Origin of the sequence: Pseudomonas sp. OVF7 (assembly GCF_030644265.1) — a bacterium.
Lineage (GTDB): Bacteria > Pseudomonadota > Gammaproteobacteria > Pseudomonadales > Pseudomonadaceae > Aquipseudomonas > Aquipseudomonas gorinensis.
Genome location: NZ_CP128996.1, coordinates 6,843,253 through 6,860,902, shown reverse-complemented (window position 1 = coordinate 6,860,902; position 17,650 = coordinate 6,843,253). Strand labels below are relative to the sequence as shown.

The following is a 17,650-nucleotide window of genomic DNA, read 5'->3' as shown; positions in this document are numbered from 1 at the left end:
CTATTGCGCGGCCGGCAGCAAGAACCGTGCAATCACCGGCAGATGGTTGGAAATACGCAACGTATCCTCCTGCCGTACCTTGGCCTCCACTCGCTTGATCCGCGAGCTGTAGAACAGGTAATCCAGGGTGCGATCCGGGCCATCGATATTCGGGTCATTGGGAAAATGCGTCAGCCATTTCTCACGATCAATCCCGCTGGATTCGCTGTTGCTTGGGATCATCGGGTACTTATCCCACAGCAAATGCAGCTCACTGTCCGGCGAATACTGGCCGCGCTTGCCGGCGTCCAGGCGCAGGAACTGCCCCAGCGGCAGCAGGTTGAAATCCCCACCAATCAACCACGGCGTGCCACGGCTTTCGAACTTATCCAGCAGCTTCACCGTTGCCTGCACTTGCTCCAGCACGGCTGAACGCCCCGGGGCGTCGCCATCCAGGCGGGTATTGAGTACCGCCAGTTGGCCGCCATCACTCAGCGGCAGGTAGGTCAGCAGCAACGCCGGCTTGGGTTGGAACTGCCGGCTGATGATATTGGCGGGCGGTACCGGCAATTGCAGGCGCTCGGCGTGTTCGATCTGGTAGCGGCTCAATGTCACCAGCTTGCGGCCGACGCTGCCGAAGATATGCAGGTTGGGGATAAAGTCGGCTTTCCAGTCGAAGGCCTGGGCACTGCACGGGTAGAGGTCGACGAGTCGCTCTTGCAGCAGCGCCACCTGGTTCTGGTAGTGGGAGGGCTTGGCGCCTTCGTCAAGTTCCTGCAACAACAGGATGTCGGGTTGCTCGTCGCGGATGACCCGCGCCACTTCGTCGAGGCTGAAAGCCATGTCTTCGACGGTGGGGCGCTCGTCCGGTCCGCTGCCGTCAGCGGTGTCGTACCAGAACACGTAGTTCTTGCCGGCCAGGTATTGCACGTTCCAGGTCATGACCTTGAGCGCCTGCCCCGGCAGCAGGGTCGGCGCACGGGGCGCGACACAGCTTACGGGCAGGATTTCCTTGTCGGCGGGGCGCCAGGTCAGGCTGTAGATCAGGGCCGTCAGCAGGCCCGCAAGGATCAGCAGGCTCAGCAGGGTGATGCGCAATAAACGGGTCATCGGCTCGGCTTATAGCGTTTCAGGGGTGACACGGAGCATATCACCGCGCGTCGGCATCGCCACCGATCAGCATGAATAAACGGAACAGCACCACACTGGTAAACAATTGCAGGAAGCTATGGGCACTGTCGATCAGCAGGCCCAGCAACGGCGCGGGCTCGGGATACGCCGCCACGCTGGCGCCCTTGAGCAGCCACAGTGGCGTCATGACGCACAGCAGGCACACCAGGATTCGCCAGAAATGCCCACGGGTCAGGCGGAAACTTTCCTTCATCGCCTCCAGCGCCGACATACCGCGCAGCACCAGCAGGTACTCGGCAAACGCCAGCACCACCATCAGCCACAGGCCCGGCAGGAAATACAGTGACAGCCCGAGCAAGATCAGCAGGGTGCTCATCGCCGTCAGCAAGGCGAAGCGCGGCCACAGGGTCAGGGCCATGGCCCATACATCCTTGGTGCGCGGCGACTCGCCACGGGTGCGGGCGTCGAGGAACAGGATCAGCGCGCCGGTGTAGAGCGGGTACACCAGTAACCCCACCACCACGCTATAGCCGGGGAAGGCATCCGGGCCGAGCGTGTGGTCGAGTACCTGTTGCAACAGGGCTTCGAGGATCACCAACGGCAGGCACAGTTGGACGATGGCACCCAGGTTGCGCTGGGTAAAACGGAAAGAGTCGCGCAGTACGTCTAACGGATTCATCAGAGTCATCACAGGCCGAAAAAAAGCAGGGGCACACTTTAACCGATAGGTGCCGTAGGCAAGCAAACGTAAACCTTGAGTAAAGATCATTGAAACAACTGGTAACACCCCCATAACTGACATACACCGGCCCGATCATAGGCCGGCCCCTGTTTTTTACCGGCAATCTAACGAGGTCGCCATGAATAGCGAAGAGCAAACCCTGATCGATGGACTGTTTTCACGGTTGCAGCAAGCCGAAACGGACTCAGCCCCCCGCGACGCCCAGGCCGAAGCGCGGATCAAGGAGCACATGACTCGCCAACCGGCCGCCGGGTATTACATGACCCAGTCGATCCTGGTACAGGAACACGCACTCAAGAGTCTCGACGAGCAGAACAAGCAGCAGGCACAGCAGATCCAGCAACTGCAGGATGAGTTGCAGCGCGCCAAGTCCCAGGCCGCGCAGCCGGCCCCGAGCAGCGGTGGCTTCCTGTCGAGCATCTTTGGCGGCGGTTCCCGGGATGCCCAACCGGCCCCGAGCGCCCCGGCGTCTTCGGGCGGCGGCTGGCGTGAACCGGCACGGCCTTCGTTTGGCCAGCCTGCGCCACAACAGAACTACGGCGCACCGCAGCAGAACTATCAGCAGCCTCAACAGCCTGCCGCGTCGATTGGCAGTGGTTTTCTCGGTGGCGCGCTGAAAACCGCCGCAGGCGTGGCCGGTGGTGTGATGTTGGCCGAAGGGATCAGCAGCCTGTTCAACCACAACTCGCAACAGCCGCAAGTCGTGGAAGAAATTATCCGTGAAGAGCCGGCACCGGCCAGCGATAACAGCAACTGGGGCAACGATGACCAGAAGTTCGCCGGCAATGACAGCTGGGGCGGCGGCAACTCCGACAGCTTCGCCGACAACGATTATTCCGACGACGACTCCTCCTTCGGCGACGACGATTCCTTTGTCTGACGCAACCAGACCGGGGTGCTTGAACATCCCGGTCTGATTTTTCCCGGAAACTTTCCTGTGGCTGGCATACTGGCAACCTTTCCGGGCCTTTGGGTCCGGGGTCCAAGTGGCAGTCATGGGGAAGTGCGGTGAAGAAAATTGCAGTGTTCGCCGATGTACAAAACCTCTACTACACCGTGCGCCAGGCGTACGGCTGCCACTTCAACTACGCCGCCTTGTGGGCGGACATCAGCTCGCGCGGGCAGATTGTCGAGGCGTACGCCTATGCCATCGACCGTGGCGACAGCAAACAGCAGCAGTTCCAGCAGATCCTGCGCAACCTCGGCTTTACCGTAAAGCTCAAGCCGTATATCCAGCGCAGCGACGGCTCGGCCAAGGGCGACTGGGACGTGGGCATTACCATCGACATCATGGACGCCGCCGACCACGTCGACGAAATCGTACTGGCCTCCGGCGACGGTGATTTCGACATGCTGCTCGACCGCATCATCCACAAGCACGGCGTCGAAGCCGTGGCCTATGGCGTACCGGGGCTGACGGCCAACTCATTGATACGCGCCGCCAGCCGCTACGTGCCGATCGAAGGCGCGCTGCTGCTCAAATAAGCGCTGCGGCTCAATAAATGAATAGTTAGACGGAGTTGGAACAGGTTTGGAACGTATAGCGGTCATCGACTTTGAAACCACTGGCATCACCCCGAGCAGCCACTGCCGGGCCACGGAAATCGCGGTGGTTATCCTCGAGCGCGGGCAGATCGTGGACCGCTACCAGAGCCTGATGAACGCCGGCGTCAGAGTGCCGGGCTTTATCGAACAACTGACCGGCATCAGCAACGCCATGCTGCGCAGTGCCCCGCCGGCCGAGCGGGTGATGAACGAAGTCAACGAGTTCGTCGGTACCACGCCGCTGATGGCGCACAACGCTGCGTTCGACCAGAAGTTCTGGGACTTCGAACTCGGCCTGATCCGCCGCACCCGCCTGCAAAAATTCGCCTGCTCCCTGCTGCTGGCCCGCCGCCTGATGCCGTCTGCGCCCAACCACAAGCTCGGCACCCTCAACACCTACGCCCAACTGCCCCACACCGGCCAGGCTCACCGAGCGCTGGCGGATGCGGAAATGGCCGCCAACCTCACGGCGCACCTGGCCCAGGAACTGCGGCGCACCCATGGCTTGCGCGAACTGTCCCACGACCTGCTGTGCACCCTGCAGAAAGTGCCGGCGGCGAAGATCAATGAGCATTTGAAGAAGCATCGTGGGTTTTGAGCCAGCCACAACTCCAAGAACACCGACGTTCCAAATGTGGGAGGGGGCTTGCCCCCGATGCAGCGGGTCAGCCGGTACATCTGGTGACTGACACTCCGCTATCGGGAGCAAGCCCCCTCCCACAGTTGACCGAGTAGCCCGTACTGCATGCGGTCTATTGTGGGAGCTGGCTTGCCTGCGATGGCGTCGGCAGGGCCTGCCTGCAAGTCAGGGAATAAATGCCATTACCGATGCGGGTGATCCCGAACCGCCTTCCAGCCCTAGTACCCCTATCACTAACGTGGCGCCCTTGGCCGGTAGCCGGTCGAGGTGGGTCAGGCATTCCAGCACAATCCCATTTCCGGCCAATACCGCATGGTTTGTCGCGAAGGCGGTGCTTTGCCCTGGATCAACCCCGTGGGTATCAATGCCAACCCCGGCAATCTGGCGCTGTTCGAGTAAGAACCGAATCGCCGCTTCACCAATCCCAGGGAAGTGTGAGCCTTGCGCGTCCTGTCCAAAAAACGCTATCGGATCGTTCCAGAGGTGTTGCCAGCCGGTGTACATCAGCACCACCGAGCCCGGTTCGATAAGACCGTGTTGACGTTCCCACGCTTCAATATCCTGTGGGCTGATTTCGTAATCTGGATTGCTCCGGGTTTTACCGTGCACATCGATCACTACCGCGGGCCGCACCAAGTCTTCGGGTTGATAACCATCAATTCCCATCCCGCCGGCATAAAAACTGTTCGGCGCATTCATATGGGTGGCGCTATGTTCGCCCAGGCTGAAACGCCTCAGGAAATAGCCGTCCTTATCCAGCGACGCGACGTCTTCAAACACCACGGGGGGATCGCCCGGCCACAGCGGAATACGCCGGCTGATCGGGTGGCTGAGGCTGACGACCTGGCTGTGTTTAACCACCGTTTTTGCCCTCCAACTGCGCCAGCGGCACTCGCCGCTCTATCGCGCTCGACAAAATAATCGAGGTCTTGCTGAACCCGAACTTCGCTATCCGGTTGATCAGGTTCTCCAGCTCCGGCATCGACCCCACCGCCGCTTGCATGATCACGCACGGATCGCCCGTGACGCGGTGGCACTCGGTCAGTTCGGGAATTTCCGCCAGGGCGTCGTAAACCTTCTGGCTGCCATGGTTGGTCAGCCGCAGTTCGATCACACACTGAATCGGCAAACCCACTTTGGACAGGTCTACCTTGGCCTGATAACCGGTGATCACGCCGCTGGCCTCAAGCTTGGCCACGCGTTCGGCCACGGCGGGGGCGGAGAGGTTTACTGTGCGGGCCAGTTGCGCGTAAGAGGCACGGCCGTCTTCGAGCAGGGCGCTGAGGAGCATGCGGTCATATTTGTCCATGAAAAGGCTCCAACGCCAGGTGGCTTTCGAAAGCATGGTTTATAGCCCTCATAACCATGCTTTGAAAAGTGTATGGGCGGTTTAAACAGGTTTTGTAACTTATGTTTAAACACATGCCTTTTTAGAATAAGCATCTCTTATATCTGCCTTCGAGCCGCCCAATGCCTGGCCCACGTCGCTTTTCCTTACCGTTGATCGCCGCCTTTTTTGCGCTGTATGTGATTTGGGGGTCTACCTACCTGGTGATTCGCATCGGCGTGGACTACTGGCCGCCATTGTTGCTGGCGGGGATTCGGTTCTGCACGGCGGGTGCGCTGATGTATGGTTACCTCAGATGGCGCGGGGTGCCGGCGCCGACATGGCCACAATGGAAGGCCGCCGGGATGATCGGCATTTTGCTGCTCACCTTCGGTAATGGCGGCGTCACGTTGGCCGAACATGCGGGCGTGTCGTCCGGCGTGGCTGCCCTGGCGGTGGCGACCGTGCCGCTGTTCACCTTGCTGTGCGGGTATTTCTGGGGCGCGCGCAATACGCGGCTGGAATGGGCCGGGGTGATCCTGGGGATTGTCGGCATCGCCATGCTCAACATGGGCAGCACCCTGCAATCGAGCCCGGTGGGCGCCGCCTTGTTGTTGTTCGCGGCGGCATCGTGGGCATTCGGGTCGGTGTGGAGTCGGCAGTTATCGCTGCCCCAGGGCGCCATGGCCAGTGCTGCGGAAATGCTGGTGGCGGGCGTGACCCTGTTGATCGGCAGCGCGCTTTCCGGTGAGCACCTGCAGGCCATGCCGCCACTGGAGGGTTGGCTGGCGTTGGCCTACCTGACGGTGTTCGGCTCGATCATCGCCTTCAACGCCTATATGTACCTGCTCAAGCACGTCCGCCCGGCTGCGGCGACCAGCTATGCCTATGTGAACCCTGCGGTGGCGGTGTTGTTGGGGATTGTGTTCGTCGGCGAGACCATCGGCCTGGAAGAAGCCTTGGCGATGTTGGTGATCATCAGTGCCGTGCTATTGATCAGCCTGCCCCAGTGGCGCAAGCCCAAGCCGGAAATAAGGTAAACTGCCGCGCATTACGCCCTTGCGCTGAATTTTTCCTACGGTAACTACATGACTTTCGCCACCCTTGGCCTGATCGAACCCTTGCTGCGCGCCCTTGAGACGCTTGGCTACCAGACCCCGACGCCGGTGCAGGCGCAAGCCATTCCGGCGGTGCTGGCTGGCCGCGACCTGATGGCGGCGGCCCAGACCGGCACCGGCAAGACTGCCGGTTTCGCCGTGCCGCTGTTGCAACTGCTGACCATGGAAGGACCGAAAGTCGCCGCCAACTCGGTGCGCGCGCTGATCCTGTGCCCGACCCGCGAACTGGCCGAGCAGGTTCACGCCAGCGTTGCCGAATACGCCCAGAACCTGCCGCTCACCACCTACGCGGTGTACGGCGGCGTGAGCATCAACCCGCAGATGATGAAGCTGCGCAAGGGGGTCGACGTGCTGGTCGCCACCCCTGGCCGGCTGATCGACCTGTTCCGCCAGAACGCGCTGAAACTCAATCAGCTGCAAACCCTGGTGCTGGATGAGGCCGACCGTATGCTCGACCTGGGCTTCTCCGAAGAACTGGCGAACATCTACCGCATGCTGCCGAAAAAGCGTCAGACCCTGCTGTTCTCCGCGACCTTCTCCGATGACATCCGCCTGCTCGCCGAGCAGATGCTCAACGACCCGCTGAGCATCGAAGTCAGCCCGCGCAACGTGGCCGCCAACACCGTCAAGCAATGGGTGGTGCCGGTGGACAAGAAGCGCAAGGCGGAGTTGTTTGTGCACCTGATGCGCAAGGGCCGCTGGAAGCAGGTGCTGGTATTCGCCAAGACCCGTAACGGCGTGGATGCGCTGGTGGATAAGTTGCAGGGCCTGGGCATCAATGCCGATGGCATCCACGGCGACAAGCCGCAGGCCACGCGCCAACGTGCGCTGGATCGTTTCAAATCGAGCGATGTGCAGATCCTGGTGGCCACCGACGTGGCGGCCCGCGGCCTGGACATTGAAGACCTGCCGCTGGTGGTCAACTTTGACCTGCCGATCGTGGCCGAGGACTACATCCACCGTATCGGCCGTACCGGTCGCGCGGGCAACACCGGCGAGGCGATTTCCCTGGTGTGCGCCGATGAAGTGAACATGCTGTCGGCCATCGAGATGCTGACCCGCCAGACGTTGACCCGCAAGATGGAGCCGGATTTCGAACCGGAACACCGCGTGCCCGACACCGATGCCAGCGGCCAGGTGGTGAAGAAACCGAAAAAACCGAAGAAGCCCAAGGCGTCAGGTGGTGGCGGTGGTAAGCGCAACCTGGGCAAGTGGGTGGACAGTGGCGAAGTGGCGCCGTCGGAGCCTTCGATCAAGCCGGTGCGTAAAGTGCCGGTGTTCAATACTGGGCCGCGTAAGAAAAAGTGATTTTGCGGTGTGGCTGATGGCCTCATCGGGGGCAAGTCGAATCGTCGCACCGCCCCTCCCACATTTTGATTTGTGAATACATTCAAACTGTGGGAGGGGGCTTGCCCCCGATGGCGGCTTTGAATTCACCACGAATATCAGCGGTTGAGCCACTCCAACATCCCCCGCCCAGCCGCCCTGCCACTGGCAAAACACCCCGTCAGCAAATACCCGCCGGTCGGCGCTTCCCAGTCCAGCATCTCCCCCGCACAAAACACCCCTGGCAATTGCTTGAGCATCAACCGCTCATCCAACGCTTCAAACGGCACACCACCGGCCGTGCTGATGGCTTCATCCATCGGCCGTGTCTTCACCAAGGTCAGCGGCAGCGCCTTGATAGCCGCCGCCAACTGCGCCGGATCATTGAAGTGTTCGGCGGGTGCCAACTCGCGCAACAACGCCGCCTTGACCCCATCCAACCCCAACTGACTGTGCAAGTGCTTGCTCATCGAGCGCGAACCACGTGGCTTGGCCAACGCGGCATGGACCTTGTCCAACGGCTTGCTGGGCAGCAAATCGATATGCACCGTGGCCGAACCCTTCCGGTTGATCGCCTCACGAATCGGCGCCGACAGCGCGTAGATCAAGCTGCCCTCGATACCGCTGGCGGTGACCACGCATTCGCCGAGGCGGGGTTTGTCATCGCCCAGGCCGATGGCGACATTTTTCAACGGTGCGCCGGCGAATTTGCTGACCATCAATGGGCTCCAGGCCGACACCTCAAAGCCGCAGTTGCTCGGTTGCAACCTGGCGCAGGGCACGCCTTTATCTTCCAGCAATTTGAGCCAGGCGCCGTCAGAGCCCAAGCGCGACCAGCTGCCGCCGCCCAGCGCCAGCAACACGGCAGCACTGTGGATGGTTTTTTCGCCGTCCGGGCTGTGGATAAGTAAATCCCCCTGCGCATTCCAGCCCTGCCAACGATGCCGGGTGTGGATAACCACACCTTGGTCGCGCAGGCGCTTGAGCCAGGCACGCAGCAGCGGGGCGGCTTTCATGTCGGTGGGGAATACGCGGCCGGAGGTACCGACAAACGTCTCGATGCCCAGGCCATGAATCCATTCGCGCAGTGCTTCAGCGCCAAATGCCCGCAATAACGGCGCCAGGTGGGGGGCCCGTTCGGCATAGCGCGAGAGGAAAGCCGGGTAGGCTTCGGAATGGGTGATGTTCATGCCGCCCACGCCCGCCAGCAGGAATTTGCGCCCCACCGACGGCATGCCGTCGTACAGGTCGACCCGCACCCCTGCCTGGCTCAAGACTTCAGCGGCCATCAGCCCGGCGGGGCCGCCGCCGATGATGGTGACGTGTTGAGGAGAGGTCTGAGGCATGGGCAGGGCTACGGTCGCTTGAATAGGCCGAGCATTCTACCCGACGACAGCGTGGCTGCCTGATCAAAAAACGTACACTTTCCTACAGGCCATGCGGCTACTCGCTTTCAGCCCCTTACGCTCAAGTTATCCACAGCCCGTTCCACAGGCATTGTGGGTAACGCCCAGGGTTCAATGACAACCTGATGACGTCCACACCCGTTGCGCGCTGTGGTGCAGGATGCCATGACGGCGCGCCAGGGCTGGGCGATCCTTGCTGTAGCCGCCGCCGATCACTCCCATCACCGGGATGTCGCGACCCAGGCAATGGCGCATCACGCTTTCATCGCGGGCGGCGACGCCTTCGTCGGTCAGCTTGAGGTAACCGAGGGCGTCGTCCTTGTGTACATCGACGCCGGCGTCGTATAGCACCAGGTCCGGCTGGTACAACGGCAGCAGGTAGTTCAGTGCATCGTCCACCACCTTGAGGTACTCGGCATCGCCCATGCCCATGGGCAGCGGGATATCCCAGTCGCTCTGGGCCTTGCGGGCCGGGAAGTTCTTCTCGCAGTGCAGCGACACGGTGATTGCGTCCGGCGTGTCGTGGAGGATGCGCGCGGTGCCGTCGCCCTGGTGCACGTCGCAGTCGAAGATCAGCACGCGGTTGACCCGCCCGCTGGCCAGCAGGTAATGGCTGATCACCGCCAGGTCGTTGAAGATGCAAAAGCCGGCCGGATAATCATAATGGGCGTGATGGGTACCCCCCGCCAGGTGGCAGGCCAGGCCGTGTTCCAGCGCCTGTTCTGCCGCGAGTATCGAGCCGCCGACCGCGCGCACGGTACGCCGGGCCAGCGCTTCGCTCCAGGGCAGGCCGAGTCGCCGTTGGTCTTCTCGGGACAACTTGCCGCTCATGTAGCGTTCGATATACCCAGGTTCATGGGCCAGGCCCAGAATCTCTGGCGGGCACAGTTGCGGGCGCAGCAACTGGCGGTCTTCGGTCAGGCCGCTGGCCACCAGGTGGTCGCGTAACAGGCGGAACTTGTCCATGGGAAAGCGGTGATCCGCGGGGAACTCAGGGCTGTAGTCATCGTGGTAGATCAATGGCAAAGGCATGGGATTTTCTGACGGGAACCTGCGAGGGATCTTAACAGCGCTGTACACTCACGCACATGGCAAGGGGAGGGGACCCGTGGAGCCGATACTGGAATTGGAAAGCGCGCGCCTGGTGCTGCGCCAATGGCGTGACAGCGACCTGCCGGCGTTTGCGCAAATGTGTGCCGACCCGCAGGTGATGCGCTATTTTCCCGGCCTGCTGGACCGCCTGGAAAGCGCCGCGCTGATCGGCCGGATTCGTGGGCATTTCGCTGAATACGGCTTTGGCCTGTGGGCCTTGCAGCGCAAGGACAGTGGCGAATTCATCGGCCTGACCGGGTTGCAGAATGTCAGTTTCGAAGCCGGTTTTACCCCCGCCGTGGAAATCGGCTGGCGCCTGGCCCGCGAGCATTGGGGCCTGGGCTACGCCAGCGAAGCGGCCTGGACGGCGCTGCGCTGTGGTTTCGACCGCTTGCAGCTGGATGAAATCGTCGCGTTCACCACCGAAGCCAATCTGCCATCACAAAAAGTCATGCAGGCTATCGGGATGCATTACGATCCCCAGGCGGATTTCGAACACCCCAAGGTCGCAGCCGATAACACGCTGCGCCATCATGTTTTGTACCGCATCACCCGCGCCCAATGGTTGGACACGCTGCACGGATAAGCAGCCCGGAATGCCCAATAGACCCCCTGTAGGCGCGAGCTTGCTCGCGAAGAACCCAAGAGCGCTGCGGTAGACCAGAAGCGCGGCGTTATCGTTAACCACCTTCGCGAGCAAGCTCGCGCCTACAGGTAGATACCGTTTTGCTCTGAGGAGAGTTTGAATGAGCCAAGTATTGGAAGATCTGGTGGACTTGCTGACCCTGGAACCGATCGAGGAAAACCTCTTTCGCGGCCGCAGCCAGGACCTGGGTTTTCGCCAACTGTTCGGTGGCCAGGTGCTCGGCCAGTCGCTGTCGGCCGCCAGCCAGACCGTAGAAGAAGCGCGCCACGTGCATTCCCTGCACGGTTATTTCCTGCGCCCTGGCGACGCGGCCTTGCCGGTGGTGTATTCGGTGGACCGCGTGCGTGATGGCGGCAGTTTCAGCACGCGTCGGGTCACGGCGATCCAGAAGGGCCACCCGATTTTCACCTGCAGCGCTTCGTTCCAGTACGACGAAGAAGGCTTCGAACACCAGACCACCATGCCGGTGGTGGTCGGCCCAGAGAACTTGCCGTCGGAGCTGGAGCTGACCAAGCAGCGTGCGCACCTGATCCCGGAACACATGCGCGAAAAGTTGCTGTGCCCCAAACCGATCGAAGTGCGCCCGGTGACCGAAAAAGACCCGTTCAACCCGCAGCCGTCCGACCCGGTCAAGTACGTGTGGTTCCGCGCCGACGGGGCGCTCGCCGACGCGCCGGCGCTGCATAAATACCTGCTGGCCTACGCGTCGGACTTCGGCCTGCTGACCACCTCGCTGCTGCCCCATGGCAAGACGGTGTGGCAGAAAGACATGCAGGTCGCCAGCCTTGACCATGCGCTGTGGTTCCACGCCGACCTGCGCGCCGATGACTGGTTGCTCTACGCCATGGACAGCCCATGGGCCGGCAACTCCCGTGGTTTCTCCCGGGGCAGTGTGTACAACCGCGCCGGGCAACTGGTGGCGTCGGTGACCCAGGAAGGCCTGATTCGCCACCGCAAGGACTGGGCATGAGCCTGGCCGACGTTAAGCATTGGGTGTTCGACATGGACGGCACCCTCACGGTGGCCGTGCATGACTTTGCGGCTATTCGCGTGGCCCTGGAGATTCCACCCGAGGATGACATCCTCACCCATCTCGCCGCTTTGCCGGCGGACATCGCCGCGGCCAAACATGCCTGGTTGCTGGAACATGAGCGCGAGCTGGCGCTGGGTTCCGTCGCGGCGGACGGTGCGGTGGAGCTGGTGCGCGAGCTGGCCGGGCGGGGTTATCGCCTGGGGATCCTGACCCGCAATGCGCGGGAGTTGGCGCATATCACCCTGGAGGCTATTGGCCTGGCGGACTGCTTTGCGGTCGAGGATGTGCTGGGACGTGACGATGCGCCGCCCAAGCCGGATCCGGGTGGGTTATTGAAATTGGCGGCGGCGTGGGATGTATCGCCGAGCGAGATGGTGATGGTCGGGGATTACCGCTTCGACCTCGACTGCGGCCGAGCGGCGGGAACCCGAACGGTGTTGGTCAACCTGCCGGAGAACCCGTGGCCCGGGTTGGCGGATTGGCATGCGCAGGATTGTGCGGCATTGCGCCGGATGATCTAGCCCAAGCGACGAATATCAAATGTGGGAGGGGCGGTGCGACGATTCGACTTGCCCCCGATAGCGGTGTGTCAGTCTCAGCATCTGTAACTGATCCACCGCTATCGGGGGCAAGCCCCCTCCCACATGTTGGGCCGATTTCTTCAGTAATTACTGGGCAAACAGTACTTTCTGGCCTTCTGGCGAAGTAAACATCCCATCCCCGTCATGCCCAACCCCCGGCACTTCCACCAGCGTCTGGCTCAACTGCGGATGGCGTTGCTTGAGGTAGTCAAAATAGTTGTGCCCACGAATCAGCCGATACGCGCCCTGGGTCTCGGCTTCGCAGCTTTTATCCAGTGCCGGGTGGTTCGGGTCGGTGTCCTGCTGGCCCAACAGGTAGGTAATGTCGCGTGACACGTAGGCCCGCTCAAGCTGCTCGACGCCTTGGCCTTCAGCATAGGCGGGCAGGTGTTGCATGCCGTATTTCCAGTCGTTGAATCCAGGGCAGTCGGCCACGTTGAATTTCACCGGGCGTTGCGGGCTGAAGTAGGCGTAGGACGACGGGTTAGCCACCACATACCGCAGGCGGATGCCTTCGGTGTGCAGGGCCGGGTGGTCGTGGCCGGTGAGGGCGAAGCGCTGTACCACCTGGCCTCCGCCGGAATGGCCGGCTACCACGATCTCTTTGAGCGCCGGGAACAGTGTGCGGTTGCCCAGGTTCTTGATGATCTGGTCCAGGGCGCCGAAGGAGCTGACAGCGCCCGGCCCCACCGAGGGCTCGCCAGCCATCCAGTCGTTGCCCCTCCAGCGCAGGACCTGATTGTCCAGATGGTTGCGTTTTACGTCTGAATCATTGAGAAACTGCGGCGCGATCACCAGCGTCGTGGCTCCAACCCCGGCGTGTTCAGCAGCGTCTTCGCCACTTTGCAGGTAGGTCTGCGCATTGCGCAGCCGACCATGCACGATGATCAGGGCTCGGGTGACCTGTGGCAGGGGGCTGGCCCAGTCCTGGCTCAGGCCCAGGCTGAGGTCGCCGGCCGGCAGGTGAAAACGATCGGGACTGACCACCTTGACGCCATGCTCTTTCTCGGCCGCCCAAGTGGTGGTGGAGCAGGTCAGCCATACGCCCAGCAGCAATCCCAATCGGTTATTCATCTAAAGACTCTTGGCCGTAAACGTGTCGCATTGAGTGATCTGGCCCTGGGCGAAGCCGGTCTTGAACCAGCGAACCCGCTGTGCCGAGGTGCCGTGGGTAAACGAGTCCGGCACCACGCGCCCTTGACCCTGTTGCTGCAAACGGTCATCGCCGATGGCGTTGGCCGCATTCAATGCTTCTTCAATATCGCCGGGCTCCAACCAGTTCAGGCGCTTTTGCGCACGGTTGGCCCATACCCCGGCAAAGCAGTCGGCTTGCAGTTCCTGGCGGACCAGCAGGCCGCCGTCGCCTTGCATCTGTCGGCCTTGCTGGCGTGCAGCCTGGATCTTCGCCGAGATGCCGAGCAAGGTCTGCACGTGGTGCCCGACTTCGTGGGCAATCACATAGGCCTGGGCGAAATCACCCGCGGCCTGGAAGCGTTGCGACATCTCCCGGAAGAAGTCGAGGTCGAGGTACACCTGCTGGTCGGCCGGGCAATAGAACGGGCCGCTGGCCGAGGTCGCCCCACCGCAGGCGGAATTGACCCGGCCACGGAACAGAATCAATTTCGGGTTCTTGTAGGCCAGGCCGTTTTCCTGGAACACCTGGCCCCAGGTGTCTTCGGTATCGCCCAGTACGGCCCTTACAAAATCGGCTTGCTCGTCATTGGCCGGTGGCGCCTGGCGCGACTGTGTACTCACCGAGGGGGCCTGGTCCATTTGGCCGGTCAACTGGCCAAGGATCTGCAGCGGGTCCTGGCCGGTCAGCCAACCGATGCCGACGATCAGCACAATCGCCGTGAGGCTCAGGCCCTTGCCGCCGCCAAAACGCATGCCCCCACCGCCGCCGCCACTGTCGTCGCGGGCGTCCACCACGTTGTCGCTGCGTCGGCCTTTTTTCCATAGCATGGGAGCAATCCTCTTGATAAACCTGCTGTAGGCGCGAGCTTGCTCGCGAAAAACGCACAAACACCGCGTTTAACCAGATTGCCCGCGTTATCGTTAACGAATTTCGCGAGCAAGCTCGCTCCTACACTAATTTAGTGTCTGATTATGGTCGGTATTAACGGCAATAGCCTTCGCCGGTGGCGACGATCAGGCAGTCCTTTTTATCCGCCAGCCATTTCAGCCCGGTCGCTTCGCCATCTCCGGCGCGCAGCAGTTGCGGGCCATCCGGGCGGGTGAAGGCAATACCGCCGTCGGCCGCTTCCCCTTTAAAGGTGCCGGAGTCGCCAGCGTCAAGGCCGTATTGCATGGTTAGAACGTAGTGGCCTCGGCCGATGCTGTCGTCTTTGGCGATGGTCAGGTTCAAGCCTTCCACCCCGATCCACTTGCCGACCCACTGGTCAGTGGGCGGGGTTTGCGGCACCAGGGTGGCCTGCACGGAGGCCGGGGCAGGTTTGGGGGCGTCCTTGGCTTCCTGGTTGCAAGCGGCGAGCAGCGCAACGGCGCAGAGAAGAAAGAGGGTTTTTTTCATGACGGCAGGGCCTTGGTTAAAAAGTGTGCAACGCGGGAGCGAGCGTGCAGCGTTGGACTCGATTCCCGTGATTTAGTGCGCTGTTCGCACGTTGTTTGGTTATGCTCTTGGGGCAGACTCCCGCCCGGCTGCTAGATTACCGGGTTGAGCGCCACTTCGTTCAGTGCTCAGCGTTCCGCTCGCCAAGCCAGAGAATTCAATGACTGTCAGTACCCCGCTTTCCGGCGTCAACCATCCCTTCAAAGGCATCCTGCTGATTGTGCTGGCGACGTTTCTGTTCTCCAGCCATGACGCCCTGTCCAAATACCTGGCCGGGTTCTACCCGATCGTGATGGTGGTGTGGGCGCGCTACCTGGTGCACACCTTGCTGATGGCCGGGATTTTCCTGCCGCAATCGGGGCTACGCGTGCTGCGCAGTAAACGCCCGGGGATGCAGGTCGTCAGGGCCTTGTGCCTGCTGGGCACCAGCCTGTTTTTCACCTCGGCGCTGCATTTCATCCCATTGGCCGAAGCCACGGCCGTGAACTTCCTCGCGCCGATCCTGGTGACCGCGCTCTCGGTGCCGCTGCTGGGTGAACACGTGACCCGCGGCCAATGGCTGGCGGTGGTCTGCGGGTTTGTCGGCGTGCTGGTGATCATCCACCCCGGCGGTGAGTTGTTCACGCCTGCGGTGCTGCTGCCGTTGTGCTCGGCGCTGTTCTTCTGTTTCTACCAACTGCTGACGCGCATTCTCAGCCAATACGACACGCCGACCACCAGCAACTTCTTCGCCGGGCTGTGCAATACCTTGGTGATGAGTGCGATGGTGCCGTTCTTCTGGCAGGTGCCGAGCCTGTGGCACGGCGCGTTGATGCTGGCACTGGGTACCTGCGGGATGACCGCACACTTGATGCTGACCCAGGCGTTCCGCTTTGCGGCACCGGCCTTGCTGGCGCCGTTCGGCTATTGCCAGATCGTCTTCGCGGGGTTGTTGGGGTGGCTGGTGTTCAACCATACCCCCGATATGACCACGGTGGTCGGCATCGGGGTGATCTGCATGAGCGGGTTGGCCGCTGCCTGGCAGCAGCGGCGGCGTTGATTACACGGCGACGGTAGGAATCTTGCGCGGTGCCATGAAGTACATCCAGGTCAGCGCGATGAAGTACATCGCCGGGATCAGGGTGAACAGCACGGTGTAGTTGTTGTTGGTCACAGTCAGGATGTGGCCGACGATCTGGGTCATGAACATACCGCCGATGGCCGCGCACATGCCGCCGAAACCGAACACCGTGCTCATCATGTGCTTGGGCGTGTAGTCCATCACCAGGCTCCAGATATTCGCGGTCCAGGCCTGGTGTGCGCCGATGGCCAGGGAGATGGCGAACACCGCGACCCACAGCTGGCTGGAACCGGCCGCCATGATCACGCCGACGATGCAGCAGGCAAACAGCAGCATCGACAGCAGCCGCGCCTTGATCGAGTTCATCCCACGGCCGATCAGGAACGACGACAGAATCCCGCCCCCTACGCTGCCGAAGTCGGCGGTCAGGTAGATGATGATCAGCGGAATGCCCATCTGGGTCACGTTGATGCCCAGGTTGTATTGCTGGTTCAAGAACGGCGGCAGCCAATACAAGTAGAACCAGAACACCGGCGCCGTCAGCGCGTAGGCGAGGGCGAAGGCCCAGGTGCCGCGCATGCGCAGGATACGGCTGAAGGGCACGCGGGGTTGTTCCGGTTCGACTTCCTGTTGCACGTAGTCCAATTCGGATTGCTTGACCGTTGGATGGTCTTCCGGGTTGAAGTACTTCAAGCCCCAGAACAGCAGCCAGATGGCGCCCAGTGCCGACATGCACAGGAACGCCGCCTGCCAGCCCCACACGTGCAGGATCAATGGCAGCAACATTGGCGTCATCATCGCGCCGACGTTGGTGCCGGCGTTGAAGATGCCGGTGGCTACTGCGCGTTCGCCGGCCGGGAACCACAGGCGGGTGGTCTTGACGCAGGCCGGGTAGTTGGCGGCTTCGGTCAGCCCGAGGATAAAGCGGCAGACCATAAAGCCCAGCGCCGAGGTGGCCAGGCCGTGGGCACCGGTGGCCAGGCTCCACAACAGTACCGCGCAGAAGAACACGCGCTTGACGCCGACGCGGTCGATCAGACGGCCTTGCAGCACAAAGCCAATCGCATAACCGACCTGGAACCAGAAGTTGATGTTGGCGTAGTCCATCGCCGTCCAGCTCATCTCTTTGGCCAGGATCGGTTGCATCACGCCAAGGGCGGCGCGGTCGATGTAGTTCAGGGTGGTGGCGAAGAACACCAGGGCCAGCATGCCCCAGCGGGTTTTACCGACGGCCAGTGCGCCGCGGATCTTATCGCCGATACCGGCGTGCGGGGTGGCCGGGCGCGCGGCCAGGACGGAGTTTTGCGAAGGCATGAGGGAGTACCCGTTTTTTTTGAAATTTTTATGGTGTGGTCTGGGTCTTGTTGCGTGATCGATGGTGCGCAGTGGCTAAAAAATCGTCAATTCGCCAACCACCATTGTGTTCGATAATCGCCCTAAAAACTAACCGGTTCG

Annotated in this window: 19 protein-coding genes; 9 read left to right on the top strand and 10 right to left on the bottom strand. The window is 61.7% G+C overall.

Annotated elements, in window-relative coordinates; translation table 11 throughout:
- The gene (locus QU606_RS31235) at positions 1 to 1,089 is read right to left on the bottom strand and encodes an endonuclease/exonuclease/phosphatase family protein (RefSeq protein WP_304997975.1); all 1,089 of its coding nucleotides are present in this window, start codon (positions 1,087 to 1,089) and stop codon (positions 1 to 3) included.
- 40 nt (positions 1,090 to 1,129) lie between these two features.
- Entirely contained in the window at positions 1,130 to 1,789 is a 660-nt protein-coding gene (locus QU606_RS31230) for a YciC family protein (RefSeq protein WP_024077546.1), read from the bottom strand.
- Positions 1,790 to 1,970: 181 nt separating this feature from the next.
- Between QU606_RS31230 and QU606_RS31225 the strand changes: the two genes are divergently transcribed.
- From QU606_RS31225 to QU606_RS31215, 3 genes are all read left to right on the top strand, one after another.
- Positions 1,971 to 2,732: a DUF2076 domain-containing protein gene (locus QU606_RS31225; RefSeq protein ID WP_304997974.1), complete on the top strand. Its 762-nt coding sequence runs from the start codon at positions 1,971 to 1,973 to the stop codon at positions 2,730 to 2,732.
- Positions 2,733 to 2,860: 128 nt separating this feature from the next.
- On the top strand, positions 2,861 to 3,337 hold the full coding sequence (locus tag QU606_RS31220; RefSeq protein WP_024077544.1) for an NYN domain-containing protein: 477 nt from the start codon (positions 2,861 to 2,863) through the stop codon (positions 3,335 to 3,337).
- A 46-nt stretch (positions 3,338 to 3,383) separates the two neighbouring features.
- Positions 3,384 to 3,995, top strand: a complete 612-nt coding sequence (locus QU606_RS31215) for a PolC-type DNA polymerase III (RefSeq protein WP_150056154.1) — start codon at positions 3,384 to 3,386, stop codon at positions 3,993 to 3,995.
- A gap of 207 nt (positions 3,996 to 4,202) precedes the next feature.
- Here QU606_RS31215 and QU606_RS31210 read toward each other — a convergent pair whose 3' ends face one another.
- Both QU606_RS31210 and QU606_RS31205 read right to left on the bottom strand, forming a co-directional pair.
- A complete protein-coding gene (locus tag QU606_RS31210; protein WP_024077542.1) occupies positions 4,203 to 4,898 on the bottom strand; it encodes a cyclase family protein in 696 nt (231 codons plus the stop codon).
- Complete coding sequence (locus tag QU606_RS31205; RefSeq protein ID WP_024077541.1) at positions 4,891 to 5,346, bottom strand: Lrp/AsnC family transcriptional regulator; 456 nt, start codon at positions 5,344 to 5,346, stop codon at positions 4,891 to 4,893. The genes QU606_RS31210 and QU606_RS31205 overlap by 8 nt, the downstream gene beginning before the upstream one ends.
- Before the next feature lie 161 nt (positions 5,347 to 5,507).
- On the opposite strand from QU606_RS31205, the gene yedA reads away from it, so the two are divergent.
- Complete coding sequence (gene yedA / locus QU606_RS31200) at positions 5,508 to 6,404, top strand: drug/metabolite exporter YedA (protein ID WP_024077540.1); 897 nt, start codon at positions 5,508 to 5,510, stop codon at positions 6,402 to 6,404.
- Positions 6,405 to 6,452: 48 nt separating this feature from the next.
- A complete protein-coding gene (locus tag QU606_RS31195; RefSeq protein ID WP_102624476.1) occupies positions 6,453 to 7,790 on the top strand; it encodes a DEAD/DEAH box helicase in 1,338 nt (445 codons plus the stop codon).
- A 137-nt stretch (positions 7,791 to 7,927) separates the two neighbouring features.
- Here QU606_RS31195 and QU606_RS31190 read toward each other — a convergent pair whose 3' ends face one another.
- Positions 7,928 to 9,154 (bottom strand): TIGR03862 family flavoprotein, encoded by a 1,227-nt coding sequence (locus QU606_RS31190; RefSeq protein ID WP_102624477.1) that lies wholly within the window; start codon positions 9,152 to 9,154, stop codon positions 7,928 to 7,930.
- A 171-nt stretch (positions 9,155 to 9,325) separates the two neighbouring features.
- Entirely contained in the window at positions 9,326 to 10,246 is a 921-nt protein-coding gene (locus tag QU606_RS31185; protein WP_024077537.1) for a histone deacetylase, read from the bottom strand.
- A 76-nt stretch (positions 10,247 to 10,322) separates the two neighbouring features.
- On the opposite strand from QU606_RS31185, the gene QU606_RS31180 reads away from it, so the two are divergent.
- From QU606_RS31180 to QU606_RS31165, 3 genes are all read left to right on the top strand, one after another.
- The gene (locus QU606_RS31180; RefSeq protein ID WP_024077536.1) at positions 10,323 to 10,892 is read left to right on the top strand and encodes a GNAT family N-acetyltransferase; all 570 of its coding nucleotides are present in this window, start codon (positions 10,323 to 10,325) and stop codon (positions 10,890 to 10,892) included.
- A 160-nt stretch (positions 10,893 to 11,052) separates the two neighbouring features.
- Positions 11,053 to 11,922: an acyl-CoA thioesterase II gene (gene tesB / locus QU606_RS31170; protein WP_069077056.1), complete on the top strand. Its 870-nt coding sequence runs from the start codon at positions 11,053 to 11,055 to the stop codon at positions 11,920 to 11,922.
- Complete coding sequence (locus tag QU606_RS31165) at positions 11,919 to 12,506, top strand: HAD family hydrolase (protein WP_024077534.1); 588 nt, start codon at positions 11,919 to 11,921, stop codon at positions 12,504 to 12,506. The genes tesB and QU606_RS31165 overlap by 4 nt, the downstream gene beginning before the upstream one ends.
- A gap of 147 nt (positions 12,507 to 12,653) precedes the next feature.
- Here the strand turns inward: QU606_RS31165 and QU606_RS31160 are convergent, their stop codons facing one another.
- The 3 genes from QU606_RS31160 to QU606_RS31145 all read right to left on the bottom strand — a co-directional run bounded on the left by QU606_RS31160 (position 12,654) and on the right by QU606_RS31145 (position 15,096).
- Positions 12,654 to 13,640, bottom strand: coding sequence for an alpha/beta hydrolase (locus QU606_RS31160; RefSeq protein ID WP_304997973.1), 987 nt, complete (start codon positions 13,638 to 13,640; stop codon positions 12,654 to 12,656).
- Positions 13,641 to 14,528, bottom strand: coding sequence for a neutral zinc metallopeptidase (locus QU606_RS31155; protein ID WP_024077532.1), 888 nt, complete (start codon positions 14,526 to 14,528; stop codon positions 13,641 to 13,643). It abuts the gene before it with no gap.
- A 154-nt stretch (positions 14,529 to 14,682) separates the two neighbouring features.
- Positions 14,683 to 15,096, bottom strand: a complete 414-nt coding sequence (locus tag QU606_RS31145) for a lipoprotein (RefSeq protein ID WP_024077531.1) — start codon at positions 15,094 to 15,096, stop codon at positions 14,683 to 14,685.
- 199 nt (positions 15,097 to 15,295) lie between these two features.
- On the opposite strand from QU606_RS31145, the gene QU606_RS31140 reads away from it, so the two are divergent.
- Complete coding sequence (locus QU606_RS31140; RefSeq protein WP_024077530.1) at positions 15,296 to 16,174, top strand: DMT family transporter; 879 nt, start codon at positions 15,296 to 15,298, stop codon at positions 16,172 to 16,174.
- On the opposite strand, the gene QU606_RS31135 is transcribed toward QU606_RS31140, so the two are convergent.
- Positions 16,175 to 17,509, bottom strand: a complete 1,335-nt coding sequence (locus QU606_RS31135) for an MFS transporter (RefSeq protein WP_024077529.1) — start codon at positions 17,507 to 17,509, stop codon at positions 16,175 to 16,177.
- Positions 17,510 to 17,650: the final 141 nt, after the last annotated feature.

Excerpts from the sequence above, each read along its gene's own strand:
- QU606_RS31235 (WP_304997975.1), bottom strand. The coding sequence starts at position 1,089 with ATGACCCGTTTATTGCGCATCACCCTGCTGAGCCTGCTGATCCTTGCG.
- QU606_RS31230 (WP_024077546.1), bottom strand. The coding sequence starts at position 1,789 with ATGAATCCGTTAGACGTACTGCGCGACTCTTTCCGTTTTACCCAGCGC.
- QU606_RS31225 (WP_304997974.1), top strand. The coding sequence starts at position 1,971 with ATGAATAGCGAAGAGCAAACCCTGATCGATGGACTGTTTTCACGGTTG.
- QU606_RS31205 (WP_024077541.1), bottom strand. The coding sequence starts at position 5,346 with ATGGACAAATATGACCGCATGCTCCTCAGCGCCCTGCTCGAAGACGGC.
- yedA (WP_024077540.1), top strand. The coding sequence starts at position 5,508 with ATGCCTGGCCCACGTCGCTTTTCCTTACCGTTGATCGCCGCCTTTTTT.
- QU606_RS31195 (WP_102624476.1), top strand. The coding sequence starts at position 6,453 with ATGACTTTCGCCACCCTTGGCCTGATCGAACCCTTGCTGCGCGCCCTT.
- QU606_RS31190 (WP_102624477.1), bottom strand. The coding sequence starts at position 9,154 with ATGCCTCAGACCTCTCCTCAACACGTCACCATCATCGGCGGCGGCCCC.
- QU606_RS31185 (WP_024077537.1), bottom strand. The coding sequence starts at position 10,246 with ATGCCTTTGCCATTGATCTACCACGATGACTACAGCCCTGAGTTCCCC.
- tesB (WP_069077056.1), top strand. The coding sequence starts at position 11,053 with ATGAGCCAAGTATTGGAAGATCTGGTGGACTTGCTGACCCTGGAACCG.
- QU606_RS31165 (WP_024077534.1), top strand. The coding sequence starts at position 11,919 with ATGAGCCTGGCCGACGTTAAGCATTGGGTGTTCGACATGGACGGCACC.
- QU606_RS31160 (WP_304997973.1), bottom strand. The coding sequence starts at position 13,640 with ATGAATAACCGATTGGGATTGCTGCTGGGCGTATGGCTGACCTGCTCC.
- QU606_RS31155 (WP_024077532.1), bottom strand. The coding sequence starts at position 14,528 with ATGCTATGGAAAAAAGGCCGACGCAGCGACAACGTGGTGGACGCCCGC.
- QU606_RS31145 (WP_024077531.1), bottom strand. The coding sequence starts at position 15,096 with ATGAAAAAAACCCTCTTTCTTCTCTGCGCCGTTGCGCTGCTCGCCGCT.
- QU606_RS31140 (WP_024077530.1), top strand. The coding sequence starts at position 15,296 with ATGACTGTCAGTACCCCGCTTTCCGGCGTCAACCATCCCTTCAAAGGC.
- QU606_RS31135 (WP_024077529.1), bottom strand. The coding sequence starts at position 17,509 with ATGCCTTCGCAAAACTCCGTCCTGGCCGCGCGCCCGGCCACCCCGCAC.